A 26578-nucleotide genomic window follows, 5' to 3' on the forward strand; every position below is an offset into this window, starting at 1 on the left:
TGCAAAACATTTCGCGTTTACGATAATGAAAAAATTTAAATTAATTGACAACGTTTTAGGATGGAGCGCCTTTCTGATTGCTGCCATCGTATATTGCTTAACCGTTGAACCGACTGCCAGTTTCTGGGATTGTCCGGAATTCATCACCACAGGTTATAAACTTGAAGTGGGACATCCACCGGGAGCACCATTCTTCATGCTGACTGCCAATATCTTTTCGCAGTTTGCCAGCGACCCGTCCCAAGTCGCATTCATGGTCAACATCATGAATGCCTTGCTCAGTGCACTCTGTATCCTGTTCCTCTTTTGGAGCATCACGCACCTGGCACGCAAGCTGATTTTGAAAGACTGGAGCGAACTCACCACAGGAAAGCTCATTGCCATCGAGGCTTCCGGTCTTGTCGGAGCACTCATCTATACATTTAGTGACACGTTCTGGTACAGTGCTGTCGAAGGCGAGGTTTATGCTTTCTCATCAGCCTTTACCGCCGTTGTGTTCTGGCTCATCCTGAAATGGGAAGACCATGCCGACGAGCCTCACAGCGACCGCTGGCTCGTACTCATCGCATTCATGACCGGACTCAGCATCGGTGTCCACCTGCTGAACCTGCTTTGCATACCGGCTATCGTCCTTGTGTTCTACTATCGTCGATTCCCCAATGCCAACCTGAAAGGCTCGCTCATTGCATTGCTCGTCTCGTTTGTTGTCGTGACCGCCGTTCTCTATGGCATCGTGCCGGGCATCATCACAGTCGGAGGATGGTTTGAACTGCTTTTCGTAAACGTCCTGGGCATGTCTTTCAACACCGGATTGTATGTTTACATCCTGTTGCTCGTTGCCGTTGTGATATGGGCAATCTATGAAAGCTATGTCAACAAGAACATTAAGCGGCAAAACATCTCGTTCCTACTCGCTATTGCCATGTTGGGAATACCGTTCTATGGATACGGATGGTCAGCCGTAGTTATCGGCGTGATAATTCTTGCTGCCATCGCTTTCGTCCTGACACGTAAGCGCAATGCACAGCAACTTGTCAGTGCGCGCATCAAGAACACGATTCTTCTCTGCCTGCTGATGATTATGATTGGCTATTCGTCCTATGCAGTCATTGTCATTCGCTCGGATGCCAACACGCCAATGGACCAAAACTCACCTGAGGACATCTTCACGCTGGGCAACTACCTCAGCCGCGACCAGTACGGCTACCGTCCGCTTCTCTACGGACAGGCCTACAGTTCGGAATATCTGATAGACAGCCAAGGTGCCGTTCAGATAGACGAAGGTGCCCCTATATACCAAAGAAAAGAAAAGGCATCGCCTGACGAGCCCGACCGCTACTTCATCGTAAGCACGAAGGACAAGCCCAGATATGCCCAGAACATGCTCTTCCCACGCATGTATTCTGCTGCCCACACCGACTCTTATGAGATGTGGTTCGGAGGGTCGCAAGACGAGAACGGGAATTGGATAGGTGGCATCAAAGGCACCCTCAAGAACTCTAATTACCATGAAGACGGAAAGGTGAAGATACCGACCCTTATTGAGAACTTGCAATTCTTCTTCTCTTACCAGTGCAACTTCATGTATTGGCGCTACTTCCTGTGGAACTTCGCAGGCAGACAGAACGACATCAAGGGCGATGGAGAAGTGGAGCACGGCAACTGGCTGTCAGGATTCTCATTCATTGACAATGCCCGACTGGGAGACCAAAGCATGCTGCCTGACGAGCTGAAGGACAACAAAGGACACAATGTGTTCTACTGCCTGCCTCTCCTGCTCGGACTCATCGGACTTTTCTGGCAAGCATTCCGCGGACAACGTGGTATCCGCCAGTTCTGGGTGGTATTCTTCCTGTTCTTCATGACGGGAATTGCCATTGTCATTTATCTTAATCAGACACCGGTACAGCCACGCGAACGTGACTATGCCTATGCTGGCTCGTTCTACGCTTTTGCCATCTGGTGCGGACTGGGCGTACTCGCTATCATCGACCTGCTGAAGAAATATCTCAAACTCAACGGAACTGTAGTGGCTGCAGCGGTAGGGCTGCTGACCCTCCTGATTCCCATCCAGATGGCATCACAGACATGGGACGACCATGACCGAAGCGGACGATACACCTGTCGCGACTTCGGACTCAACTATCTGATGTCACTGCAACAGAAAGGAAACCCCATCATCTTTACAAATGGTGACAACGACACCTTCCCACTCTGGTACAATCAGGAGACTGAAGGCGTGCGCACCGATGCACGCGTCTGCAACCTCAGCTATCTGCAGACCGACTGGTACATCGACCAGATGCGACGTCCGGCATACGATTCGCCAGCCATCCCCATCAACTGGGAACGCATCGAATATTGCGAGGGAACAAACACATCGGTCGAGATTCATCCGGAGATGAAAAAAGAGGTGCTCACATTCTATCGCGAACATCCCGAGGAAGCTAAGAACAGATTCGGAGAAGAGCCGTTCGAACTGAAGAACATCCTGAAATACTGGGTGCGCAGCAAGGACGAGGATTTCCACTATATCCCCACAGACAGCGTTTTCATCACCATCGACAAAGAGGCGGTCAAGAGAAGTGGCATGACCATCCCCGAAGGTATGGAGATTCCCGACAAGATGGTTCTCACGTTCGAGGGACGCAGATACATCTCCAAGTCTGACATGATGATGCTTGAGATGCTTGCCAACTGCAACTGGGAGCGCCCCATCTATATCGCTATGACCGTCGGAGAAGGCAACTACCTCTCATGTCTCAACAAATATTTCGTGCAGGAAGGACTTGTTTACCGCATCACGCCATTCGAAAACTTCTATGCTCAGTTACAGCAACAGCCGCTGTTCGATACGGAGAAGACCTATACTGCAATGATGAACCACTTCAAGTTTGGTGGAATCGACAAGCCCGGTCTCTATCTCGACGAGACAGTCATCCGCATGTGCTACAACCATCGCCGCCTCTTCGCACAGCTTGCAATGGAACTGATTAATGAAGGAAAGAACGACAAAGCACTCAAAGTTCTTGCGAAGATGGAAAAGGAAATTCCTGAACACAACGTGCCCATGAACTGGATTAGCGGCGGTTACACACTGATTCAGGTTTATGGTGAGCTCGGAAAGATAAATAAAGTGAGAGACATCGCCAACAAACTCTGGAAGAACTCAGAACAATACGTCAACTGGTACACATCACTTTCGCCACGCAGGTTCCAGAACTCGCAACGCGATTGCTACATGCACCTGCAGATGCTCGGCTACGTTGTTCAGCTGACCTCCCAATACGATGAGGACTGGGCAAGCAAGCATGAGGCTGCTTACGGGAAGTTGGCTGAAAAATACCAAAGAGCCGGAGGAGAAAACTGGTATTAACAGGGATACATCTATATTAGTAAGGTAACAGAAGAGTATGGTGATTGAACAACCGGCACGATGGATGCGGTGGCTTTATCCAAAAGCCATGTGGCGGATGAAGAAGGATGAGCGGACAGTCTATCTGACGTTTGACGACGGTCCCATTCCGGAATCCACACCGTTCATCCTCGAGACTCTGGCTGAATTCGGCATCAAAGCCACATTCTTCATGGTGGGCGAGAATGTCAAAAGGCATCCCGAACTCTATGAACGGATTGTTGCCGAAGGTCATCAGGTCGGTAATCATACATTCAACCACCTCGGAGCTTTCAAGCATTGGACGATTACCTATATCATCAATACGTTCAAAGCCAACGAACTGATTCACGCTCACCTGTTCCGTCCGCCCCACGGGTGGATGCGCCCCAGTGAATATTATTGGCTGCGGAAAGAGTTTCGCGTCGTCATGTGGGATGTCGTCACCCGCGACTATTCGAAATGGATGACCGCAGATGGCGTGGTCAACAACGTCAAAAGATACGTTCGCAACGGCTCCATCATCACGTTTCACGACTCTCTGAAGAGCATCGACAAACTGAGGACAGCACTACCGGAATCTATACGATGGCTAAAAGAACAGGGATATGCATTCAAGACTATCGAATGAGATAAAAGCCGAGGCATCACGTCTCGGCTTTTATGCCTGCGGTATCGCCCGGGCTGAGAGCGTGCATAACGACGATGCGAGGGCTGTGATGCGCTGGCTGGATGCCAACGGACATGCCGACATGGAATATATGGGCAGAAACCTTGACAAGCGACTGAACCCTGAACTTCTCATGCCTGGCGTGAAAAGCATCGTCTGTGTGGCAATGAACTACACACCAGCCAAACGGATTCCAGAAGACGAATACCAATTTGCTGCCTATGCCTATGGAAAAGATTATCACGACATCGTAAAACAGAAACTTCACCAACTGGCACTATTCGTTGAACAAAGCATACCCGACGCCACACTCCCCCTCACCTACCGCTGTTTCTGCGACAGCGCACCCGTACTCGAACGCTATTGGGCGGTAAAAGCAGGAATCGGCTGGATAGGTCGCAACCACCAGCTCATCATTCCAAAGGCTGGGAGCATGTTCGTACTCGGCGAACTCTTCTTAAACATCGAATTAGAATGCGACAGCCCCATCAAAAACGGATGTGGAGACTGCCACAAATGCTTGGATGTATGTCCCACGAAAGTGCTGTCGCTACAGTCGTTCGATGCCTCGAAATGCCTCTCCTATCAACTCATCGAGAACCGACAGGGACTCTCCGAAGAAGCCAAGACACACATGGAGAACGTCATCTACGGCTGCGACCGATGCCAACAGGCATGTCCGTGGAACCGTTTCGCACCTCCTACCGACATTCCCGACCTGCTGCCCTCCGACGAATTTCTCTGCATGACAAAGGAAAAGTGGGAATCCCTGACCGTCGAAGACTATCGGCGGCTGTTCAAAGGCTCGGCAGTCAAGCGCGTAAAATATGAAGGACTGATGCGAAACATCCGAGCAGCAATGGAGAAAGGAAAGTAAAAATCCCCCTCACGTCAAATCGAAGGCGAACTTCATAAAAGCAAATTCACTGAGTTTGATGATCAAATTCAGTGAATTTGGTGACCAATTTCACTGAATTTGGTTCACGACGGTTAAACTTTTGTTCAGCAAATCAAGTTAAATTGAAGACCAAATCAAGTTGATTTGATGAGTAAATCAACTTGATTTGGTCTGAAGAAATGCAACGACATAAGCGTCAGCCTATGCGTTTTTGTTTCGAAATCCGGTCGTTTCAGAGAAACATTTCAGAAGAAGGCTGCCCCCTCTCACTTGTTTTCCCGCCATGCTTCCGTGCAATATTTCCAGCCATACAGGCGGTAGATATCGAACAGACGGTGCTGACGGTTCTTAAAGTCACTATAGTTTTTCTTCTCCGGCTGTGTCCATCCCGTTTCCATCGCTGCTCCCATGCGCGGAAGGACTTGGTATTCAGCCAACTCCTCATCCTTGATATATTCCGTCCACAGGTTTCCTTGCACACCGATGATGTGGTTCTTTGCCGCCTCACTGATGTTTTCCGGGCAGGGTTCAAAGGCATAGACATGTTCCAATGTTGAGCAACCGCCAATTAAGAGGGGCTTGCTCCAATTCGTTTCCGGATATTGATAGAAGTCGAAGTATAAGGTGCTGTTGGGTGAGAAGAACACGTCGTGTCCCTGTTCGGCTGCACGCAGTCCGTCTTTCACCTCACGCCAGCTTTGTATCGTTGCCGATGGGGCAATCTCTCCCTCGAGGATTTCGTCCCATCCGATGATTTTCCGCCCTTTGCTGTTCACATATTGCTCTATGCGTTTGGTGAAATAGCTCTGGAGATAGTCTTCGGCTGAATGCTTGCCGTCTGCACGCAGTCCTTCGTCGGCGATGCGTTTTTGGCACTTCGGACAGGCTTTCCAACGGGTGCGCGGAGCCTCGTCGCCTCCGATGTGGATGTATTCCGAGGGGAAGACCTGCATGACTTCATCCAGAACGTCTGTTGCAAACTTGAAGGTCTCTTCCTTTCCTGCACAGAGTATGTCATCAAATACGCCCCACATGCGCTCAACCTCGTAAGGTCCACCTGTGCAGCCCAGTTCCGGATAGGCAGCGAGTGCAGCAATCATGTGTCCGGGCATGTCTATTTCGGGAATGACGGTGATGTATCTTTCCTGTGCATACTTGACGATTTCGCGACATTCTTCCTGTGTGTAGAATCCTCCATGGCGCCTGTGATCATAGATTCCCGTGTTGCGCCCAATGACCGTTCCTTTGCGCCATGCTCCGATTTCGGTCAGTCGCGGGTATTTTTTTATTTCCATTCGCCATCCCTGGTCCTCGGTCAGATGCCAGTGGAATGTGTTCACGTTGTGCAATGCCAGGATGTCGATATAGCGTTTAACGAAATCGATGCTGAAGAAATGGCGTCCGACATCAAGGTGCATACCGCGATATTTGAATCGTGGTGCATCGTCTATGGTCACCAGCGGTATTTCTATCTGACCGGCATCGGCTATGGGCAGTGCCTTGCGCAGTGTCTGAATGCCGTAGAATACGCCTTGCGGAGTGCTTCCCTCGATGGTAATGAGAGTCGGCTCCACCTTTATCCTATAACCTTCGGGGGCTGTTATCTTCTTGTTCAAAGCCAGTTTTATGTATCTGTCGCCTTTATGAAGTTTGGCATTCACGGGGATGGTCAGCTCTGTCTGCTGTTTCAGATATTCTGCCAGGAAGTGTGCGTTGCGCACCATTTGAGGTTGGTCGGCAGGGCAGACGATGGTGCAGACGTTTCCCAAAGGAAATGCCTGACTACCTTTTGTGTTTTCAACTATCCGATTGGGCAGGGGTACTACTTTGAAATCGGCTTTCATTTGGGCTTTTGCTCCCATTATTCCCATGAACATCAATAAAACGATTAGTTGTTTTTTCATATATGCCTGTTTTTATAAAGAATGCGACATTGGCTGTCAATTATCTGTTATTGCATCTCGTGGACTATTTGCATGAGTTGTTGTGCCAACTCTTCGGCAGCTTCCATTGTCGATGCTTCGCTATAGACACGTATGATGGGCTCTGTGTTTGACTTGCGCAGGTGTACCCAACGGTCGGGAAAGTCGATTTTTACACCATCGATATCGTTTACCTGCTCATTCCGGAAGTGTTCTTTCACGCGCTGCAAGATGGCGTCAACATCCGTTGTCGGCGTAAGGTCTATGCGATTTTTTGCGATGTAATAGTTGGGGAGCGTGCGTCTCAACTGACTGGCAGTGCAATGCTTATGTGAAAGACTGGTCAGGAAGAGTGCAATGCCGACGAGTGCGTCTCGTCCGTAATGGCTCTCGGGATAGATGACTCCACCGTTTCCTTCTCCTCCGATGACAGCATTGACGGCTTTCATTTTGGTTGTCACGTTCACTTCTCCTACGGCTGCCGGAGTGTAAGTGCCGCCATGTTTCTCGGTGATGTCTCGCAGGGCGCGTGTCGATGAGAGGTTGCTGACGGTGTTTCCCGGTGTGTGTGCGAGTACATAGTCAGCCACACTGACAAGCGTATATTCCTCTCCGAACATGGTTCCGTCTTCGCAAATGAAAGCGAGTCGGTCCACATCTGGGTCAACGACGATACCGAGGTGGTATCCTCCTTTCCGCATTTCGTCCATGATTCCCGTCAGGTTTTTCTCCAGAGGCTCCGGATTATGCGCGAAATCTCCCGTCACATCGCCGTTGAGTACGGTACACTGAACGCCCAGTGCATCGAAAAATTTTGGCAGGATGACGGCTCCGACAGAGTTGATAGCATCAAGGCAGACTCTGAATTTGGCTTTCCTGATGCTTTCCACATCAACCAACTGGAGATTGAGCACATTTTCTATGTGTCGTTCGTTGAAGGTGTTATTCTCTGAATAATGCCCGAGTTGATCTACCTCTGCATATTGGAAATCTTCCTGTTCAGCGATGTCGAGCACTTCTTGCGCGTCTTGTGCTGTCAGGAACTCGCCTTCATGGCTGAGCAGTTTCAGGGCATTCCATTGGCGTGGGTTATGCGAAGCGGTAATGATGATGCCACCTGCAGCCCCTTCCATCACCACTGCGAGTTCGGTGGTTGGTGTCGTTGCCAATCCGATGTTGACAACATCATAGCCCATACCCATCAGTGTTCCGCAGACAACATTCTTCACCATTTCTCCCGAGATGCGCCCATCCCGACCAACGATAATGGTATTGCTCTGCGATTGCTTACTGCGACGAATATAGGTTGCGTATGCGGTTGTGAATTTCACGATGTCCAACGGATTCAGCGTGTCGCCGACTCCTCCTCCGATTGTACCTCGAATGCCTGATATGGATTTGATAAGTGTCATGTTCTATTTTGTTTGAAGTTCCTATAATCCCCTTTCATAGGTTATCTCATAGTAGCATGGATAGACGCTTGTCGCTGCTGATGTGTGTCCCTGCGAATGGGGTACGATGAGTTTTACCTTGGCTATTTCTTCTCCTTCCTTTGATGGTCTTCCCACTTTGATGTACGGCATCGGCACGAGCCATCCCGTCGGAACGGTCGCCCCGTAGCTGCTATACATGAGTCCGCTGATGAATGATGCCGTGTATGTGCCGCTCGTGTTCTTGACAGACATCTTGTCTGGAATCATCGCATAGAAATAGTAGTTATTGGTAAGTTGGACAGAGTCTGTGAGTATATTGACTTCCTTAAACCGGCAGAGCACCGTCGTCGTTTCTCCGTCCTTGATGGCAGCCCCACAGCCTTGTCTTATGATTTGCATATAAACTCCCGTTGACTGAAAGAGTACGTATTCGTTTTTACTCACATCGGTCACTCCCCCATTGGCTTTAAACTCCGTCTCAGTGATGACATTGATGGCGGAATCTACGAGAAATTGGGATATTGCCGTGCGCTCACGCTTTTTCTGGTCAGCATAGGTTTCCCTGTCGTGGCATGCCGTAAACATCAACATCCCACCGAGGAAAAGCGATACAAAAAGAATCTTCTTCATAGTTGCTTGTCTTAGATCTTTGAATCTTTTAATTTTACGAATGCAAAGATAAGAATTTATCGCCATTCAGTTGCAACTGTACACTGATTATTATTATTATTTAACCAAGTCACAGTCTCTTTTGAACATAATTGAAAATCGCCACCTACGGGGAAAGGCTATTTCTACTTCGCCGCCTACGGGGAAAGGCTATTTCTACTTCGCCGCCTACGGGGAAAGGCAATTTCTGCTTCGCCGCCTACGGGGAAAGGCAATGCCTGTGCATCCCTGCTCACGATTTCGGTAACGGGTCGTTTATCTTGGCAAAGTGCTGTATGGCATCTCTGGCGATTTTCTCGGCTTCTTGGATAGTACAGTGTAAGTGTCCGCCTGCCGCATTGGGATGGCCTCCTCCGTTGAAGAATGTTTCTGCGATTTTATTGCAGTGCCATGGTCCGACAGAACGCAGGCTTACCCACACCAGGTTCTCCTTTTCACTATCTTCACGCAACGATATGGACATGCGCATTTTTTTGATTCGGAGCGGCTCGTTGACCAGCCCTTCAGCATCGCCCTTCACGAATTGGAACCGCGCCATGTCATCCTTCGTAATCGTGAAATAGGCAGCATGCTCGTTCGGGAAAACCTGCAGCTTTTCATACATCATATAGCCCCTCATCCGTATGCACGATGCGCTGTAATTGTTATAGACTTTCCGATAGATAAGGTCCTTATCAAACTTCTTCGTCAACAACTGACTGATGATGTAGTAAATCTCCGCATCGGATGAGTTGTAGGTGAACGCTCCCGTGTCGGTCATCATCCCACAATAGAGACAGATGGCAAACTGCTTGCTCATCGCGTCAAATGCCCCAAGCTGCCATACTATGCGGAAGACTATCTCACTCGTTGAACTGAGTTTCTTTTCAGACACCCTCATCACCGTCTTGATATCAGGCGAGAGATGGTGGTCGAAAAGGATTTTCTGTGCCGGCGACGCATCGAGGACAGCCTGCATGTCACCCACACGACTGGTCGTATTGAAGTCCAGACAAAAGATGAGATCGGCTGCCGACAGTAGTCCTGCTGCCCTCTCGGGGTACTTATCATAGCGTATGATGCCCTCCGCATTAGGAAGCCATTGCAGGAAGTCGGGATAAGCATCAGGCACAACGACCGTTGCATCCTTCCCCTGTGAATGAAGATATTCCGCCCACGCCAGCGACGAGCCCAATGCATCGCCGTCAGGACTCTTATGGCAACAGATGACAATTCGAGTTGCATCGGCGACCAGCTCCCTGAGCCGATCCAGCCGATGCGGTGACAAAAGATTGATATCCATCAGAACAGGCGGTTTGGATAGACCTTCTCGTCCACAAGTTGCTGAATGCGCCCGACCGTACCCTCACGGTCTGCTGCGTACGTCACACCAAACCACTTGCTCGTCGTATCAAGCACCTTCACCGTTGCGGTGTGTTCGTTCACCAACTTATTTACCATCAGTGGAATAAAAAACTCCGCTTTCAGATTCTGCATGTTCTTAGGATCAGACAAGAATTCCTTGAAATATTTCTCACTATGCTCAAAATAGTCAGGCGTGAATCCCCAGAAATTCATCGACACAGGCGTGTTATCGTCCACATCAACCCACTCGCCACGCTCATCCTTATAGCATACAACTCCATCCATGCGCTTGATTTCCGTCCGCTCTACAACAGTGGTCAGGTTCCCATCGCCATCCTTCGAGCAGATACCACGCGCCACAGTCCCGTTTTCAGAAAGCGTATTACCGATTCTGTATCCAACCATCGAATATCGGTTCGTACTTCCTTCAGGCAGTTCAGACAAGAATTTGCCCATCACCATGAAAGCATCACGGTTGTAAAAGTCATCGCAGTTGATCACACAAAAAGGCTCTTTGATAACGCCCGAAGCCATCATAACAGCGTGATTCGTACCCCAAGGCTTCTCCCTGCCTTCAGGACAAGTAAAGCCTTCGGGCAGTGCGTCAAGACTCTGAAACACCAATTCTGCCGGTATGTGCCCTTCATATTTGGCAAGAATCCGCTCACGGAAATCCTGCTCAAAATCTTTTCGAATGACAAATACTATCTTGCCAAATCCCGCCTTGATGGCATCATAGATGGAATAGTCCATGATGGTTTCTCCGTTGGGACCTACGCCGTCAAGTTGTTTCAGACCTCCATAGCGGCTTCCCATGCCTGCCGCAAGTAATAATAATGTTGGTTTCATATCAGTTCGTTTTTTATAGTTATTTGTTTGTTTATCTTTCATCAGAACGGATATCCGATAGCAAGGTGGAAACTCTGTCCATCTTTGAACTTTGGAATATTGTAATACCCGCTCTTTCCCGTATCGTAAGGAAGATGTATGCCGATTCCCCAATCAAGGCGCAACACGAAAAAGTCAAGGTCGTAGCGAACGCCGACACCTGTTCCCACAGCAAGCTGGTCGAAGAAGTTTTTCATCTTCAGTTGCCCGCCAGTGCGATATCCGTCGTCATGTCGCGTCCACACATTTCCCGCATCAAGGAACAATGCGCCATAAAGATTGCCGAAAAGCCGTGAGCGATACTCCAGATTGGCTTGAAACTTGATGTCACCCGTCTGGTCCATATACGAAAATTTACGGATAGGCACATAATAGCCGCCCGGACCTAACGTCCGCACATTAAAGGCACGGATGCTGTTCGCTCCTCCCACATAGAATTGTTCGCTGTAAGGTGCCGTCGTGGAATTGCCGTAAGAGAAGATTATGCCCGCATTAAGATGCCCGACAAGCTCGGAATACTCTCCCAGTTTCCACGTCTTTCGGAAATCGGTCTCAATCTTAAAAAATTGAGCGTATGGATTCTCGAACATCGTCTTTTCTTTCTCTCCCCATTTCTCTCCGGCAATCGCATAGCCCAACGAAAGTATGTTGGCAGACTCGCTGACAGTCGTCTCCCAACGAATCGGATTCCGCAAATTCTGCGGACTAGTATAAGAATACGTATAACTCATCTTGGGGATAAACTGATCCATCATCGACATCTTCAAATAGGGGCTCTCCTCCATAATCGAGTCAAAACGAGCTGTCGTCCGGTTCATATAGTTATAAGACAAAATGAGTGGCGAAAACGAGTGACGAGATGTTGCCGACGTCTGGAAATTATACGTCAACTCTCCCGAAATGATATGGCGACGGAAATATTTCGCCCTGTTCACAATGTTGAGCGATGCTTTCACTACAGTTGAAGGCGTAGAGAAGAAACGCCGACGCCGAATCTGCGGACCGCCACCCCTGCGACCTGGTTCCGTTCGCTTCCCAAAACGCGGAAACAAAAGACGCGGAAATTCCAAAGACAAGTCTCCACTATATTCATAGGAATTGATGTCTGAACTCGTACCCTCAGCATCATGACCCGTCTGCCATTCGTATGAACCATGTATATTGAAGTCGAGCTTTTCCCCACCGCGAAAAACATTCCGTTTCGTCAATCCCAATATCAGCTCCGGTCCCACCAGACCATTCGTCTTACCCGTCATGTTGCCTTCGATATAAAAATCATAAGGCTTATCCAAAACAGCATTGAGTTGCATATCAAGTGTATCGCACAAAAGCGTCGTATCACGAGGCGTAAAACGGAAGTCCACCATACTGAACAATCCCGTACTGCTCAACCTGCTCACCGACTCCAAATAATTGTCATAACTGTACAACTGACCGGAACGCAGCCTCAAAGCGCCCAACAACACACCTGCACGGACACGAGGACGACGACCATTAGAATGAAGCGTAAACCGGCGACGCACAATCGAATCATTCAGACGCTCCATAAACTGACGGCGCAAATTCACATCAACCTTTCCAATATACCACTTGCGCAAAGCAGCATCAGGCACACTGTCAGCCATCTGCAACTTCAACTGAACCTTACCCGGCACAGACAACGTGTCCGCCAAATAAGAAGCATAACCTGGCTCATAATAATAGTAACCATTGTTCCGGAAAAGAGTACTCAAACGCGAACGCTCTTCATCAAGAACCGACACATCGAAAGGATCTCCACGATGTAACTTCTTGTCCTTCTCAGATAAGGAAATCAACTCCTCCGCCTCCGAAGGGAAGTTGATATAATCAATAGAATCCAACGTAAACAGATGACCCATATCAATCGTATATCCCACCTTCCCCTTCTTGGGATTTTTCATCTGAAGCGTTTCATAGTTCACCTTCCCCCTGAAATAACCATGCGACCGCAACACCGATTGAGCGACGGAAGAACGCAACTCCGGATTGACCGTACGCATCAGCACCGGAGGCTTTCCGAAACTTTTCGCCAACCACTTCCCCAGTCCCGACTCAGAATCAGAAAAAGCATTCCAAATCCATAACCCGTAAGGAAGCGGGGTGCGATGATACGAGCTCCCAAACAAAGCACCATTGGGCTCACATGCCAAGACAGCATCAACTTCCTCCTTCACCAAAGACGCATGAGCGTTCTTCTCGTAATGCTCATAAGTCACATGGTCAAGTCCAATGTACAACTGCTCGCCTTCAGGCAAACTACTGGTGGTCGAACAACCAGCCACCAACATTGCGGCAACCCAAAGACGAAACATGGTCCGTATCTCTTTTTTCCTTTGCATCTTCGTTGTCTTACTTTTTTGTCACAACCCGTTTTCCTATTCCTGCCTCTTCACCGAATCCGTTTGAAGCGAATCTGTCTGAATATTGTTTCGCATAGGGGTAAGTGGCATCTGCGGAATATCTGACTTGAACTTGAAGATATCTTTGAAATGCTGCAGCTTGCGACGCCAGATAAATCCGGCACCGTACCTTCCCACTTCACCTTCTATCCAGTCATAGGAGTTGCGGTCATAGAACAGTTTCAAATATTTGTTTGATTTTTGATCAAGCCTGTATTCAAACGTCACGTTATCGAAAAACGACTCGTTCTGATTATACATATCAGCGCCTGACGATACCTTGCCTCCGATAACGATGCGCAAACGGTTGTTCCAGAAACGTTTCGCAAACTTAAATGAATAGTCCGTCCGTATCCTTCCCGCTGCATCGGTCGTATTGTCCACACCAAAACTCAGGTCAAGTGTCCGCAAAGCAGAGCCCGTAATGTGGTTGATTTCATTCTGGAGGAATGAGCTCAAGGCTGTATTCATCGTGATGCCGCTGGTGTTTCCGTCAGCAAGATACATTCCCGTGGTAAGCATCGTCACAGCAAGCTTGCCACGCTCTTCTTTTGACATGGTGTTCAACTCATTGCTCACAGCCATATCTTCCGGGGCATCGATGATAAATTCTAGTCCCATATCATTCAGCGTCTTCGTCACAATGACGCCGCATTCAAATTCCACCGTCCGACCACTGCCGTCGCCATCACCCACGGAGGCTTTCGTCCGTTCGGTCGCGGTGATATTCAGCGTCGGATTCATGGCATCACCCCTGAACTCTATATAACTTCCGTCCTTAATAGTAAAAGTCTTGAGAGGTATAATCGGCAGGGAGTATTTCATCTCTCCATTCGCCAACGTATAGCGACCCGTCAGCCGAAGGGGCTCTATCGCATTCGACTGCATCCGCAACTCACCGCCGCCAATCAGATCGATATAGTTCGTATGGTCGCTGTTCAAGTCGCATTTGATGTGTGCTCCTTCGTCAATATTCACAGTAAGGTCCATGTTGAAACCTGACAACGTCGGACGAGTAACGTGTGTCTGCGTCGAATCGTTGAAATCAACGAAAGTGACAAGTTCTTCCAACCTGTTATCGGTTGTCAACGGCGAGTCTCTCAGCACATAGGTCATGTCCGTTGAACCAAGCACATCCACTCTTCCGCGCATCGTCAAGGCATCCAACGGACCACGCAACAGCGCAAAGAAATTGACAAATGCCTTTCCGTATGTTTCCGAACGATAATTCTCTTTCGCATTGATGACTTGGAAATCCCGTGCCGTCATCCGGACATCCATCATCATTCGGTCGAGATTGGAGAAGTCCAATTCCCCGTTCATCGTCAACGGACTTTCATTATAGCCATACATCTTGAAGTTGTTGAACTGCAACTTGCTGTCTTTGATTTGTATCGGCTCTTCTGCAAAACGGAGACTCACACCATAAGGCACACTCACAAGATAGGCGGAATCGAGATTCAGCGACCCGTTGATTTGCGGTCTTGACAGGGTGCCTTTCATGGAAAGTGTTCCCTCGCCATAACCCTTCAATCCTACTACCTGGTCGGGAACAAAGCCGTTGAGCAATTCCAATGGTGTGCGGAACAGTCCGAGACTGGCATCGATATATCCCTCCCCTTCCGAGCGATAGGTGCCCGTTATCGTCCCGACTTCCGCCCCTTCTTTCAGGAGAATGCCGTCCACGTAATGGGAACCGTCACTCTTCGGCATATAGACAAATTCTGTTGAGAGATTGCCCATCGGATAGCCTTCGTATGTCATTCCACTGATGGACATCGCTGAGGATACGGACAGTTCATTGCTCGTCTGAATGATATGGTAGTCACCATCCAACTTTCCTGTAATACGTGGAAAATATGGAAGCACCGACGTCACCTTCTCCAAGTCAAAACGACTGAGACTGACCGTCAAATCCTGCAGCGCATCCGTCTCGTCGTTCGTACTGATTTGCACCGCCTGCCCGTCAGCCGCTCTCAACATAAGGTCTGCCGAGACGCGTTTATCGTCGGAGAGGAATATATAATTGTCCGCATTGGCAGTAAAGGTTTTGTAACCGAGTATCGGTTGCGTATCGGTGAGGTGCACCTTCATGCCGTTTTCTTCCATCGTGGCTGCCAATCCGATATCCACACCCAACTCATCGTTCGCATCATATAAACGGGCATGAATGTCTGAACCTTTCTCCGAGAGTGCCCCTGAGAAGAGTGCATTGAAGACATACTGCGGATTCTTCTTATTGTTTCTCACTTGTCCGTTATAGACGAAGTTGTCTTTATCTGACTGGACGTTCACGCGCACCGTGTCCAGGCGAATGCTGTCTGCGACCAATCCGTAAACATTCACATGCCCGTCGAGTCCTTCCACATGGGAAGATTTTATGTCTATCAGCGCCTGGTCAAATTGATAGCCCTCGCCTTTCATCCAATGACTGAAGAAATTCTCACGACCTGACGAAAGATAAATACGCGCATCAGGCAGTTTCTGGCGGAGCATCGCCTGGTCAATCCGCTTGTTCTTCAACTGTGCCTGCACTTCGTCTGTGAAATGTTCCACCTGACTGAGCAACCGCTTGTAGCCTCCACGCCCATCCATGTTGAGATAGAAGTCGCCACTCTCTACCACGGCATGGGTCGTGTCGCGATTCATCAGCACGTCGAGCTGGACATCGTCAGGGCGGTAAGTCTCCTTCTTCCCCTTGAAAACCAAGTCGCTCAGCGTTCCTTTCACTTTGTAATACTCGTCCAAATCGGTGGCTACGTCCACATGGGCACACACTGACGACAGCAATGACTCGTCCGTGATGCCCAACCGGTGCAAATCCGCCTGCTTCAGGTCTGCCACAATCGTTCCTTGCAACATCTTGGAATTTGTCCGTCCATTGAATTGGATATTGCCGTTGAGCATCGAGTTGTGGCTGTCAATATCGGCAAGAATCTTTCCGTTCTGAACGTTTGCCTTGGCTTTCATTCCGTCGAGCGCATAGCCTCCGTATGTAAATTTCTTGATATTGGCACGGGCTTCCAACTTCGTCCTCGGCGAGAGGAAATCCGTCCCGCTACCTTTGGCGAAGACCGTTCCTGTGAAAGGACTCAGCCCCATGTTGGGAAGGAAGTTCTGCAAAGGCATGTTCTTGGCATCAATCTCCGCAGTATAGTTCATTGCACGGGTGTCAACCACCGCCTTGGCCTTCATGGTTCCGCCTCCCTGCGAAGCGACAAAGTCGGCAATATAGCGGTCGCCGTTCACATTGAACGTGCCGTCAATACCGATGCCGTTGGGTATGCGCACTTGCTTCCGGGTATCGGCAGGCAGCAATTCCGAGACGAAACCGATATCTTGTGTCTTGCCATGCAACTTGACATCTGCCTTCAAACGACTTGGCTCGCTCAGATTTTCCACATAGCCCGTTGCCGTCATGTCGAAAGCGGTCGGCAGACTCACTCGCAGATTGTCAAAGCGAAGGCGCTGCATGTTGCCTCCCACCTTTCCCTTGATTCTCAACGGATGGTTGGGCAGTCGGTTCACAAAGCCCTTCGGCATGTCTTTCAAGAACGGCGTGAGGTCTTTTTTGCCTAAATATCCCTCTACGTCGGCATTCATCGTTCCAGGATTCTGCGGGTCGAACGTGCTCAAATCCAAAGTCAGGGAGGTCTTCAAATTGGAATTGGGTGTGCGGAAGCTGAACGATGGCAGATGAAGCGTGTTGTTCGCCAAACTGATTGGACCGCTTATGTCATCAACCTGCATACCGCTTTTCTCTTTGAAAGCACAGTTTCGAAGCGAGAAATCGAGCTTCGGGTCGCAATAATAGAGTGAATCAATGCCCACATTCACGTCGGAGAGTTCCAGATGGTTGAAATCCAAGCCATCAGTACGCGGCTCAAAATTGTTGTCATACTTCAACGCACCGTTCGTCCAATCAAACTTCTGCAACTTGTATTCGCTCTTTTTCAGGTCGAAATATCCTTCACGGGCAGCAGCCTTGTCAAAAAACGCCTGCACGCTCGTCGTATCGCCAGGCGTGTGAACGGCTATCCGTGTCTTATCGATGTTCAGTTCATCCACATAAATCTTCCAGAAGTTCTCGCTTTCCGTCGTGTCGGGCGGCACCGTATCGCTCAACTCAACACTTACATCGGCAGACTTCAACTGAGCGGTATTCACGCGCAACGTCTTCGCTTTCAGGTCGATACCGTGGCTCTCGAGTGCAAAATGTTCCAAGCGCCCCTTCACCCGTGCCTCGGGTATCAGACCGTCAGTATTCACCTTCAGCCGGTTAAATTCAAGTGCATCAATCTCCACTTTTTTCTTAAACAAAGGCAAGAGTTGTACGTCAACCACCAATTCTCCCACGTCGGCAATCGTGTCACGCACTCCGGGAATGGAGTCGTTCGCCTTAATCATACGGAAGTCGGTCACCGACAAATCAAGCGGAAACTTCAGAGCCACCCTGCCCACCGTAATCTCCATACCCGTTTCCTCGGAAGCATAGGCTGCCACCTTCTTTGCAGCCCAATTCTGAATAGGAGGGATGTAAAGAAGTATGGTCAGTAAGACGAACAGTAAGATAGGGGTCAGAACAGCAATCCCCATCCATTTCAGCACTCTCTTCATACAACTGCTATCAACCGCATATTATAATATGTACGCGCGATATTAGGTGCAAAGATAGCATAAATCAGAAACAACACAAAAAGAATTGATTCTTTTTTACGCGACAAAGCCCCGCCTCAAGGTCGTTCCATGCCTCCTGCCTGATGCCACAAAGGGTCGTCCGGCAATGGCGAAACCACACTGATGGGCTGTTTGGAGACAGGATGCACAAATTCCACTTTCCTTGCCAAGAGCGAAATGCTTCCGTCGGGATTGGAGCGCTGGGCGCCATACTTCAAATCGCCCTTGATGGGACAGCCCATGGCTGACAGCTGACAGCGTATCTGGTGATGCCGTCCCGTGAGCAGCAGCACTTCCAGCAGATGGTAATTGTCGGTAGAACCGATGTGGCGATATTTCAGGACAGCCCGCTTCGCATGCGGTTTTTCCCGGTCGTAAGCATAACTCTTGTTTTGTTTCTCGTTGCGCACGAGCCAATGTTCCAGCGTCCCCTCTTCCTGTGGCGGGAGATTCTTTGTCAATGCCCAATAGGTCTTATGCACCTCGCCGTCGCGAAACATATTGTTCAGACGGGAGAGTGCCTTCGACGTACGCGCAAACACGACCAGTCCGCTCACAGGACGGTCCAAGCGATGAACGACTCCGAGAAAGACATCTCCGGGCTTTGCATATTTCTTCTTGATATACGCTTTCACCCGTTCCGACAGCGGCTCGTCGCCAGTCTTATCGCCCTGCACAATCTCCCCACTCTCTTTATATACAATAATAATATGGTTGTCTTCGTAAACTACTTCCATGCGCTTCTTTATTGATTAGCAATATGTTCCTTCCAAAATCTGTAATTCTTCCTTCTGTAAAAAGCATGGGCTCCAAAAGGCAAACGCCCTCCTGATATCTGATAGGCTGTTGCGGGATGGGTATCCATGGAGAAATGCACAGCCTCCTCATAAGAAGGTATGTTCAATGCCTGCGGCTCTAAACGGTTGACGTGGTAAGACCAAAACACATCTTCGTAATACTTCGAATGATTGGGATGCTGCTCCATATTCTTAATGGCTGCTTGCCCGTATTTCTTCGACAATTCGTAGAACTTCGCTGTTCGCCGCAACGATAATCCTCCGTTCCCAACCATGAATTTCAACTTCATCGAGAAATAGAAAGACGATATTCGGGAAATAAAGGTGCGACATTTCCAGTCGACAACAGCCAACCAATTCTTATGCGTATATGCCTGATAGGACGGGAACCAGGGAGCACCTATATAATCGTAATCTTTCTGGCACCAATCCGACAACTGGTCTGAAAAGATAAAAACATCTGTTTGGCAGATTAAAATGTATTTGGAAGAGAGAAACCGCTCATAAAACTCAGGCGACATCATCAAACGGTTATACCCCACCCTTCCCTTAAAATAAGCATCTTCAAAACACTCCACACGATAATCTGCCGAACTCAAAAGCGTGTCTAAGGGCTGCAAGTCCAAACTCTGGGGCTTGATAATCACCATATCATAGTCATGAAGCATGGCGATGGTACGCTTGAGGGACAGAATTTCAAAATCATTCAACGCTGTGGTGTATATCGGTATCACCACTGACACTTCGCGATTCATGGACGAAATATTTGGAGTATTCATAACTAAACACTTGTTTTTTCAATTAACCAGATTCGTCCGACCAGTCCGACTAGTCCGATTTCTCCGACAGCCTCTTCGATTTCTCCGATGCGTTCATTTTGCCACAAAGATACTGCTTTTAGCACTAAACAAACAAAAATTACAGCATTATTTTTCTCTAAGCAGCACCTTTAATCATGTCGATTGAATTCTTTGAACTCATGTTATTTATTACAGATTTTCTTCAAAACCCAATCCATTGCCTTTTCTGACGGCTGAGGAACATCAGGCAAAACACCATGAATCTCACTGCCATCTTCAGCACCTATCATATAAAACATCTTGTACGGAAGCATCAAATTCATTTTTGTATGTGGAAGTATCGTATTAATGATATCTCCTGAAGAAATGTTCATTCCACCAGTTTCTTCACCTACAATTATACCTAATTTGTAATATTTGAAAACTTCTGCAAGCCAACTTGCAGAAGAAAAGGTTTCGTGGCTATTGAGCAAATATACTTTTCCTGTAAAACGAAGACTGTCTGCATAAGGTTGCTGGTAATCATCTAAAGACATCACTTCATTCATAATGGTATCAGGCAACGCTATGCTCTCGCTTAATTGTGGATATTCTTTTAAATAAGAACGATAGAACTCTCGCACAGGTTCAGATATCCGTATCACAATTCTATAACAACCAATAAAAGGTTTATCGGTCAAATAACGACATATCTCATCAGAAGCATTAGAGTTTCCGCCATCATTATAACGGTTATCAATTACGAGATGGCGCACATTTTTCGTACGGGCTTGACGGAACATTTCACTCAGGAATTCAGGAAATCCTTCTATCACGCACTCATTGAAATGGAGAATCATCACGGAGTCGTTGTACATTTCGTAACTCCATGCTTTATCTTCCTTTGCTTCATCTTTTTCCTTAGGTCGTTTTGCCTGTATTTCCTTTATCTCTTTTTTATTCAGTGCTTTCAACATGAGTGTTTTTGTACCACTACTCGTTTTCATTACTATGCGATAATAATTCTTTGGCATGTTCAGATAAAGCCATTTTTGAAGCGTCCCATCGTTTTCTGCCCGCGTACAGCGGTAAAAATCGCGTTCACCAAAAGTATATTTAAGGCTCTTTTCTACGATTTTCTTTGCCTTTAAATGATCAATTTTCAGTAATTCATCACCTTTTAAAAATGAAATACCGCCCAAGACCGTATCACATTTGAGTATAAGCCGATGTGTTTGGGGCTCTATATGAAACAGTGATAAATATGGAAAACCTTTTTCCTCAGCTGAAAACAATGCATTTCGCGAGTAGACACTGAAGTGTCCCTCCTTAAAAAGTGCTGCCAAACGGGAGAGTTCCATGTATGCCCGAAGGCGGGAGATATCACCTTTTTGCAGTTGTTTCTTCGACTTTTTTACCTCCTTATAAAATGTCTTCTTGCTGAGACGGCTATAAGGGTCTGGATGCACCTGCTCGATAAGGGAAACCATCGTGTCGATATCGGCACACACTTGCTGGTATGTAAGCGATGTCTGCGCCACTGAAAGCGCAGGAAAACCAAGAAAACACACAACGGAAAGGACTTTAGAGACAAGCCCTTTGCGGAAAAAGATTTTTCGTTTCACCAATTTCATCGTCCACATTTTCATATAAAAAAACAGTTATTTTTACGTATTAAAAGAAAACTCATTTTTCTAATTATACGCAAATTTCTAATTATACGCAAAAATAACTGTTTTGTGACATTTTAAATCCAATTATTTTATCATGCATCGTCCGCAAACGATGCAAACCTGACTTACATATTCATACCGCCATCGACCTGGATAACTTGTCCGGTAACGTATGAAGAAAGGTCGCTGGCAAGGAATGTCGCCACGTTGGCAATGTCTTCCACCGTACCGCCACGACGAAGAGGAATCTTCTTTTTCCACTCTTCGCGAATCTCCTCAGAGAGTTGTGCGGTCATGGCTGTTTCAATAAAGCCTGGTGCAATGGCATTGGCACGCACACCGCGACTGCCCAGTTCCTGACCGATACTCTTAGCCAAAGCAATCAGACCTGCCTTGGAAGCAGCATAGTTGGACTGACCGGCATTGCCATGCACACCAACCACGCTCGCCATATTGATGATAGAACCGCTCTTCTGGCGCATCATGATAGGCGTTACGGCATGGATGAAGTTGAAAGCCGACTTCAGATTGACAGCTATCACGGCATCCCACTGCTGCTCGGTCATACGCATCATCAGTCCATCCTTGGTGATACCTGCATTATTGACGAGAATGTCAATACTTCCAAACTCCTCGTGCACTTTGTTGACCACTTCTTCGGTCTGTGCGAAGTCGGCAGCATTGCTGGCATAGCTCTTCGCCTTTACGCCCAAAGCTGCTATTTCCATCTCTGTTTCTTTGTTCTCTTCAAGGTCTGTAAACGCAATATTAGCGCCTTCTGCGGCAAATTTCAATGCGATACCTTTCCCGATTCCACGGGCAGCTCCCGTAATCAGAGCCGTTTTTCCAGTTAATAGTCCCATAATTTATTGTTTTTGATTTGTTTAATTATTTGTTGTCTTATCTATTCTGCTCTTTCCCAAAGCACCGTAAACGAACTTGGCGACCTGCGGCTTGGCTGCCTCTTCGGTCATGCCGTGCGACAAGCGGCCATAGATGTATGGCACTTCCAAGCCCTTAATACAATAGTGCGTGATGTCTGCCACGAGGTTGACATTCTCAATGTCGAACACACCGTCGGCCTTCCCTTCAGCAAACACCTTCCGAAGAATCTCCGATTCATAAAGGTCGAAATTCTTGCGCACCTTCTCCACCATCCAGATGTTGCGGAAGAATTCTGCACGCAGGTTTCCGTTGCGCACAACGGTCTCCTTAATCATGTTGAGATGGGTGTAAATCAGTTCGATAATCTTTTCCTGAGGGGTGATTTTACGCGCTGCCACTTCGTCCATCTTCTCGGAAAGACGCTCCAATTCCGACTCAATCACAGCATAGTAAACGTCTTCTTTACTCTTGAAATAGGTATAGAGCGTTCGACGCCCCTTCCCTGAAGCGACCGCTATATCATTCATCGTCGTATTCTCCATGCCCTTCATGGCAAAGAGCTGTCGGGCGACATCCACCAATTTCTGCCTCGTTTTTGATATCGACATGGCTTGCTCCTCCATTTAACTAATCGTTGCACATAGTTTTTATCATGTGCAAAAATATTACTTTTATTTGGTTCAAACAAATAATCGACAAATTATTTTCCAAGAAAATAACTATGCCATATCCGCAAACAACCTCTTTTTTTTACAAATTAACCGCACACGGATGCAAGTTTTCTTTCATTTTTTTGCATATTTCGAAAAATATGCATACCTTTGCATCCGAAAAACTAAAATCGCGGAGTGGAGCAGTTGGTAGCTCGCCAGGCTCATAACCTGGAGGTCGCATGTTCGAGTCCTGCCTCCGCAACTAAAAAAAGCCAGTCTTTCCTGACTGGCTTTTTTCATGTAGGCAGTGCTCTCACATGCGCCCTACGGTTGCAGTTACCTCGCGTCCTTATATCGCCACCGCTTTCAGCGACGTAGCGATGACGCTCGATGAAGAACGAGTCCTGCCTCCGCAACTAAAAAAAGCCAATCAAGAAAGACTGGCTTTTTTCATTTCAAGGCTCCAACTTAAAGGTGTCCAGCATCAGCAGCATGTCCAGCTCCTGAATGTATTTTCGCAACTCGAAAGCCCAAATCTTATATCCAATAGGCGTGAGATGGAGCCCATCGCTGGTCAGTTCTTTACGCAGTTCGTTGGTGCCATGCCGAACAAACTTCGGAAAAAGATTGATAAACGTGATTTCGTGCTCCTCACAATAGGCTGAAAGCAGACGGTTGATTTCCGGAATATCATCCAGTTTCCCTTCCAAAAGTTTCCAACGGCCGTAAATATCATTGAAAGGCAGCAGACTCTGAACGTAAAGGCGCACGGCGGGTGCGTCTGTCCGAATCTTCTCTATCACCGCCACACATCGCTCAAAAACCTGCTTCGGAGTAAGCTGATGACTGACATCATTCGTTCCTACCAGCAGGAATATGGCACGAGGTTTTCCTGAAAGAATCGTGTCCAAACGTTTATAGATGCCCATAGCCACATCGCCGGAGATACCACGGTTACGAATATGGCTCGTCTCAAGCAGCTTGTTCCAGTCACCTCCGTTCTCTGTCAAACTGTTGCCCAGCATCACAATATCCATGGAAGTTATAGGCGCCTGACGACGAAATTCCGCCATTCGCTCGTTATAATGCTTGAATGGTTTGAAATCGAACGGCTGAGCCGACACGTAGGACGATATTAACAACCCCAGAAAAAGGAGGAGGCTGTTCAATCTAAGATGCTTCATCAGAATTGTTCCAGAATTTCTATTCGCTTTGCCGTATCGGGATGGGTACTGAACAATGAACTGAAAAAATTCATGAATCCTTGTGTCAGCCCCTGTGGATGAACAATAAACAACTGCGCCACATCGTCACGATTCACGTCTGTCAACCCTGGGTTGTCGGAAATCTTACGCAACGCCGAAGCCAATGCTAATGGGTTGCCGCACAACTCTGCACCACCGGCGTCTGCCATATATTCCCGTTTACGAGATATGGCAAAACGGGTTAACAGCGTAAAGACATAAGCAACGGCACAACAAATCAGACCAATCAACATGATAACAATCACGGACAATCCGTTGCCCTTTCCATCACGGCGGCTGCTGCCGCCGCCAAACAAAATCATATTGTTCATCATCCTCACAGTCAAACTCATCACCGTTGAGATGATTCCCACAAAGATGATACTCGTTATGAGCAATCGGGTGTCGCGATTGCGGATGTGTGTCAACTCATGTCCAATCACACCCGAGAGTTCCTCGTCGGTCAAAAGCTCCGTCAAGCCTGTCGTTACGGTCACAGTATAGCTTCCTTTGTCAATACCACTGGCAAAGGCATTCAACTGTGGGTCATCTACCACATTGATTTGAGGCATATCCATCCCACAGGTCATGCACAGATTCTCCACAATATTATATACACGGGGATTCTCCTTGCGGGTCAACGGACGGGCACCTGTTGCGCGCCGCACCATCGAGGCATTCATGAAATAAGCAATGCCGAACCAAACAGCGACTCCAAGTATGACCCACGGGATGGTTGTTACAAAATAATAGTTAACCGTCTCAACATCAAGACTGTGAACCAATTCGCCATACTGATTGTAATATCCGTTTCCAAAATAGTTCAGCAACGCAAGAAAAACCCATACCATGCCTAAAATAATGACAGGGAACAAGAGGAGCAACAACACGCTGAGCCTGTTGTTGCGCCTGATCTGCGTCTGCATTCCTACATACTTCATACGGAACGACAACTATAACTTTTATACAAAAAGTAAAAGATGGGTCAGAACTTGATTTCGGGCGCCTTATCCAATGTCGCACGTTCCTCCTGTGGAACCTCAAACATCGGCTCGCGCTTGAAGCCGAACATCTTGGCAAAAATGCTTGACGGGAAAGTCTCTACCGCATTGTTCAATTCCTTGGTCGCTGAATTGAAATTACGACGAACTGCCGCCAGTTTATTCTCTACGTCGGAAATCTCTGACTGCAACTGCAAGAAATTCTGGTTGGCTTTCAACTCCGGATAGTTTTCCAACGAAATTTTCAAACCCGACAAGGCACTCGAAAGCGCATTCTCTGCCTGCACCTTCTCGTTGATTGTCGTAGCATTCATCGCAGCCGAACGGGCTTCCGTCACACGCATAAAAACTTCTTTCTCATGCTCCGCATAACCCTTTACCGTTGCAACCAACTGGGGAATCAAATCGTGACGCTGCTTCAGCTGAACATCAATATTCGCAAAAGCATTCTCACGGTTGTTCCGCATACGCACCAGATTATTGTAAAGACTGATACACCATAAAACAAGGAGCACTAATACTCCTACTAAAATAATTGCTATCATAACTCTTACATTTAAAATATATAGGGCAAAGATAATGCAAATCACTGAAAAAGCAAAATAAAAAAAGAATTTTAATATTTCTTGACAAGCCACATGGAAACAAAAAAATCCGACTGCCAAATGAATGACAGCCGGACAAAATATCAGATAAATGAATAATTAGTTAGTCCATCAAACGCATCACCTTTTCATAATAACGCTGGGTACGCTTCACTGAATAACCGATCCCACCGTTCCACATACGAATGGCTTTCTCCACACTATTCTTGGGATTGTAGTAAGACTGAATGAGAACAAACATCTCTTTCGACTTTTCTACATTAAAACGGTCTTTCAACGTATAACGCTTTGAACTGTTAGACCGCTTCAGAATATTGTTACATTCCGTCACTAATGCCGGACTTATCTGCAGTACTCCACACCAAATTCCACAACGGGCATTGGGGTTTCCCTTACTCTCTACTTCAATAATCGCATCCATCACTGGATTCCAATCAAAATCTGACAAACCATCATCAGCCGATGCTGTAAATGGTAATACTGTCAACATCAATAAACTTAAAAATACTACTCTAAATTTTTTACTCATTATAAATGATTTTTTGGAGCCCGAATAATCCACAAGAACAGAATTATACACGAGAATTAATCCGCCATAGGCATTTAAAGGACTAACTTCTCAACTC

Annotated in this window: 19 protein-coding genes and 1 tRNA gene; 4 read left to right on the forward strand and 16 right to left on the reverse strand. The window is 47.5% G+C overall.

Features of this window, described 5'->3' with window-relative positions; all coding sequences use genetic code 11:
* The first annotated feature begins 25 nt into the window (after positions 1 to 25).
* The 3 genes from GRF55_RS08530 to queG are packed head-to-tail and all read left to right on the forward strand — an operon-like array spanning position 26 to position 4941.
* Positions 26 to 3376, forward strand: coding sequence for a DUF2723 domain-containing protein (locus GRF55_RS08530; RefSeq protein ID WP_220368011.1), 3351 nt, complete (start codon positions 26 to 28; stop codon positions 3374 to 3376).
* A gap of 37 nt (positions 3377 to 3413) precedes the next feature.
* Positions 3414 to 4025: a polysaccharide deacetylase family protein gene (locus tag GRF55_RS08535; RefSeq protein WP_220368012.1), complete on the forward strand. Its 612-nt coding sequence runs from the start codon at positions 3414 to 3416 to the stop codon at positions 4023 to 4025.
* Positions 4003 to 4941, forward strand: a complete 939-nt coding sequence (gene queG / locus GRF55_RS08540) for a tRNA epoxyqueuosine(34) reductase QueG (protein ID WP_220368013.1) — start codon at positions 4003 to 4005, stop codon at positions 4939 to 4941. Before GRF55_RS08535 ends, queG begins: the two co-directional genes overlap by 23 nt.
* Positions 4942 to 5228: 287 nt before the next feature.
* Here the strand turns inward: queG and GRF55_RS08545 are convergent, their stop codons facing one another.
* The 12 genes from GRF55_RS08545 to GRF55_RS08600 form a co-directional block, all read right to left on the reverse strand.
* The gene (locus GRF55_RS08545) at positions 5229 to 6866 is read right to left on the reverse strand and encodes a beta-N-acetylhexosaminidase (protein WP_220368014.1); all 1638 of its coding nucleotides are present in this window, start codon (positions 6864 to 6866) and stop codon (positions 5229 to 5231) included.
* 47 nt (positions 6867 to 6913) lie between these two features.
* Positions 6914 to 8296, reverse strand: a complete 1383-nt coding sequence (gene glmM / locus GRF55_RS08550; RefSeq protein WP_220368015.1) for a phosphoglucosamine mutase — start codon at positions 8294 to 8296, stop codon at positions 6914 to 6916.
* 21 nt (positions 8297 to 8317) lie between these two features.
* Entirely contained in the window at positions 8318 to 8947 is a 630-nt protein-coding gene (locus tag GRF55_RS08555) for a DUF4827 domain-containing protein (protein ID WP_220368016.1), read from the reverse strand.
* Between the two features lie 271 nt (positions 8948 to 9218).
* On the reverse strand, positions 9219 to 10268 hold the full coding sequence (locus GRF55_RS08560) for a bifunctional oligoribonuclease/PAP phosphatase NrnA (RefSeq protein ID WP_220368017.1): 1050 nt from the start codon (positions 10266 to 10268) through the stop codon (positions 9219 to 9221).
* Positions 10268 to 11179, reverse strand: a complete 912-nt coding sequence (locus GRF55_RS08565) for a nucleotidyltransferase (RefSeq protein ID WP_220368018.1) — start codon at positions 11177 to 11179, stop codon at positions 10268 to 10270. The genes GRF55_RS08560 and GRF55_RS08565 overlap by 1 nt, the downstream gene beginning before the upstream one ends.
* A 41-nt stretch (positions 11180 to 11220) precedes the next feature.
* Entirely contained in the window at positions 11221 to 13578 is a 2358-nt protein-coding gene (locus GRF55_RS08570) for a BamA/TamA family outer membrane protein (protein WP_220368019.1), read from the reverse strand.
* 36 nt (positions 13579 to 13614) lie between these two features.
* The gene (locus GRF55_RS08575) at positions 13615 to 18255 is read right to left on the reverse strand and encodes a translocation/assembly module TamB domain-containing protein (protein ID WP_220368020.1); all 4641 of its coding nucleotides are present in this window, start codon (positions 18253 to 18255) and stop codon (positions 13615 to 13617) included.
* A gap of 116 nt (positions 18256 to 18371) precedes the next feature.
* On the reverse strand, positions 18372 to 19052 hold the full coding sequence (locus GRF55_RS08580; RefSeq protein ID WP_220368021.1) for an RluA family pseudouridine synthase: 681 nt from the start codon (positions 19050 to 19052) through the stop codon (positions 18372 to 18374).
* 8 nt (positions 19053 to 19060) lie between these two features.
* Entirely contained in the window at positions 19061 to 19891 is an 831-nt protein-coding gene (locus GRF55_RS08585) for a DUF5672 family protein (RefSeq protein ID WP_220368022.1), read from the reverse strand.
* A gap of 203 nt (positions 19892 to 20094) precedes the next feature.
* Positions 20095 to 21540 carry a S41 family peptidase gene (locus GRF55_RS08590; RefSeq protein ID WP_220368023.1) on the reverse strand — a complete coding sequence of 482 codons (1446 nt, stop codon included), beginning with the start codon at positions 21538 to 21540 and terminating at the stop codon, positions 20095 to 20097.
* 149 nt (positions 21541 to 21689) lie between these two features.
* Positions 21690 to 22427, reverse strand: coding sequence for a 3-oxoacyl-[acyl-carrier-protein] reductase (fabG, locus tag GRF55_RS08595; protein WP_220368024.1), 738 nt, complete (start codon positions 22425 to 22427; stop codon positions 21690 to 21692).
* A gap of 21 nt (positions 22428 to 22448) precedes the next feature.
* The gene (locus GRF55_RS08600) at positions 22449 to 23057 is read right to left on the reverse strand and encodes a TetR/AcrR family transcriptional regulator (protein ID WP_220368025.1); all 609 of its coding nucleotides are present in this window, start codon (positions 23055 to 23057) and stop codon (positions 22449 to 22451) included.
* Positions 23058 to 23291: 234 nt separating this feature from the next.
* Here GRF55_RS08600 and GRF55_RS08605 point away from each other — a divergent pair.
* A tRNA-Met gene (locus tag GRF55_RS08605) sits at positions 23292 to 23364 on the forward strand.
* 193 nt (positions 23365 to 23557) lie between these two features.
* Here the strand turns inward: GRF55_RS08605 and GRF55_RS08610 are convergent.
* From GRF55_RS08610 to GRF55_RS08625, 4 genes are all read right to left on the reverse strand, one after another.
* Positions 23558 to 24286 carry a GDSL-type esterase/lipase family protein gene (locus GRF55_RS08610; RefSeq protein ID WP_220368026.1) on the reverse strand — a complete coding sequence of 243 codons (729 nt, stop codon included), beginning with the start codon at positions 24284 to 24286 and terminating at the stop codon, positions 23558 to 23560.
* Complete coding sequence (locus tag GRF55_RS08615) at positions 24286 to 25287, reverse strand: M48 family metallopeptidase (RefSeq protein WP_220368027.1); 1002 nt, start codon at positions 25285 to 25287, stop codon at positions 24286 to 24288. The genes GRF55_RS08610 and GRF55_RS08615 overlap by 1 nt, the downstream gene beginning before the upstream one ends.
* Before the next feature lie 44 nt (positions 25288 to 25331).
* The gene (locus GRF55_RS08620; RefSeq protein ID WP_220368028.1) at positions 25332 to 25892 is read right to left on the reverse strand and encodes a LemA family protein; all 561 of its coding nucleotides are present in this window, start codon (positions 25890 to 25892) and stop codon (positions 25332 to 25334) included.
* 163 nt (positions 25893 to 26055) lie between these two features.
* Complete coding sequence (locus GRF55_RS08625) at positions 26056 to 26481, reverse strand: lytic transglycosylase domain-containing protein (RefSeq protein WP_220368029.1); 426 nt, start codon at positions 26479 to 26481, stop codon at positions 26056 to 26058.
* Between the last annotated feature and the right edge of the window lie 97 nt (positions 26482 to 26578).

The sequence above is a fragment of the Prevotella sp. Rep29 genome (assembly GCF_019551475.1).
Lineage (GTDB): Bacteria > Bacteroidota > Bacteroidia > Bacteroidales > Bacteroidaceae > Prevotella.

Bases quoted from the DNA above. Each gene is read 5' to 3' on its own strand.
- GRF55_RS08600 (WP_220368025.1), bottom strand. From the start codon at position 23,057: ATGTCGATATCAAAAACGAGGCAGAAATTGGTGGATGTCGCCCGACAG.
- GRF55_RS08590 (WP_220368023.1), bottom strand. From the start codon at position 21,540: ATGAAAATGTGGACGATGAAATTGGTGAAACGAAAAATCTTTTTCCGC.
- GRF55_RS08580 (WP_220368021.1), bottom strand. From the start codon at position 19,052: ATGGAAGTAGTTTACGAAGACAACCATATTATTATTGTATATAAAGAG.
- GRF55_RS08615 (WP_220368027.1), bottom strand. From the start codon at position 25,287: ATGAAGTATGTAGGAATGCAGACGCAGATCAGGCGCAACAACAGGCTC.
- GRF55_RS08545 (WP_220368014.1), bottom strand. From the start codon at position 6,866: ATGAAAAAACAACTAATCGTTTTATTGATGTTCATGGGAATAATGGGA.
- GRF55_RS08570 (WP_220368019.1), bottom strand. From the start codon at position 13,578: ATGCAAAGGAAAAAAGAGATACGGACCATGTTTCGTCTTTGGGTTGCC.
- fabG (WP_220368024.1), bottom strand. From the start codon at position 22,427: ATGGGACTATTAACTGGAAAAACGGCTCTGATTACGGGAGCTGCCCGT.
- GRF55_RS08560 (WP_220368017.1), bottom strand. From the start codon at position 10,268: ATGGATATCAATCTTTTGTCACCGCATCGGCTGGATCGGCTCAGGGAG.
- GRF55_RS08530 (WP_220368011.1), top strand. From the start codon at position 26: ATGAAAAAATTTAAATTAATTGACAACGTTTTAGGATGGAGCGCCTTT.
- glmM (WP_220368015.1), bottom strand. From the start codon at position 8,296: ATGACACTTATCAAATCCATATCAGGCATTCGAGGTACAATCGGAGGA.
- GRF55_RS08610 (WP_220368026.1), bottom strand. From the start codon at position 24,286: ATGAAGCATCTTAGATTGAACAGCCTCCTCCTTTTTCTGGGGTTGTTA.
- GRF55_RS08555 (WP_220368016.1), bottom strand. From the start codon at position 8,947: ATGAAGAAGATTCTTTTTGTATCGCTTTTCCTCGGTGGGATGTTGATG.
- GRF55_RS08575 (WP_220368020.1), bottom strand. From the start codon at position 18,255: ATGAAGAGAGTGCTGAAATGGATGGGGATTGCTGTTCTGACCCCTATC.
- GRF55_RS08625 (WP_220368029.1), bottom strand. From the start codon at position 26,481: ATGAGTAAAAAATTTAGAGTAGTATTTTTAAGTTTATTGATGTTGACA.
- GRF55_RS08565 (WP_220368018.1), bottom strand. From the start codon at position 11,179: ATGAAACCAACATTATTATTACTTGCGGCAGGCATGGGAAGCCGCTAT.
- GRF55_RS08620 (WP_220368028.1), bottom strand. From the start codon at position 25,892: ATGATAGCAATTATTTTAGTAGGAGTATTAGTGCTCCTTGTTTTATGG.
- GRF55_RS08535 (WP_220368012.1), top strand. From the start codon at position 3,414: ATGGTGATTGAACAACCGGCACGATGGATGCGGTGGCTTTATCCAAAA.
- GRF55_RS08585 (WP_220368022.1), bottom strand. From the start codon at position 19,891: ATGAATACTCCAAATATTTCGTCCATGAATCGCGAAGTGTCAGTGGTG.
- queG (WP_220368013.1), top strand. From the start codon at position 4,003: ATGCATTCAAGACTATCGAATGAGATAAAAGCCGAGGCATCACGTCTC.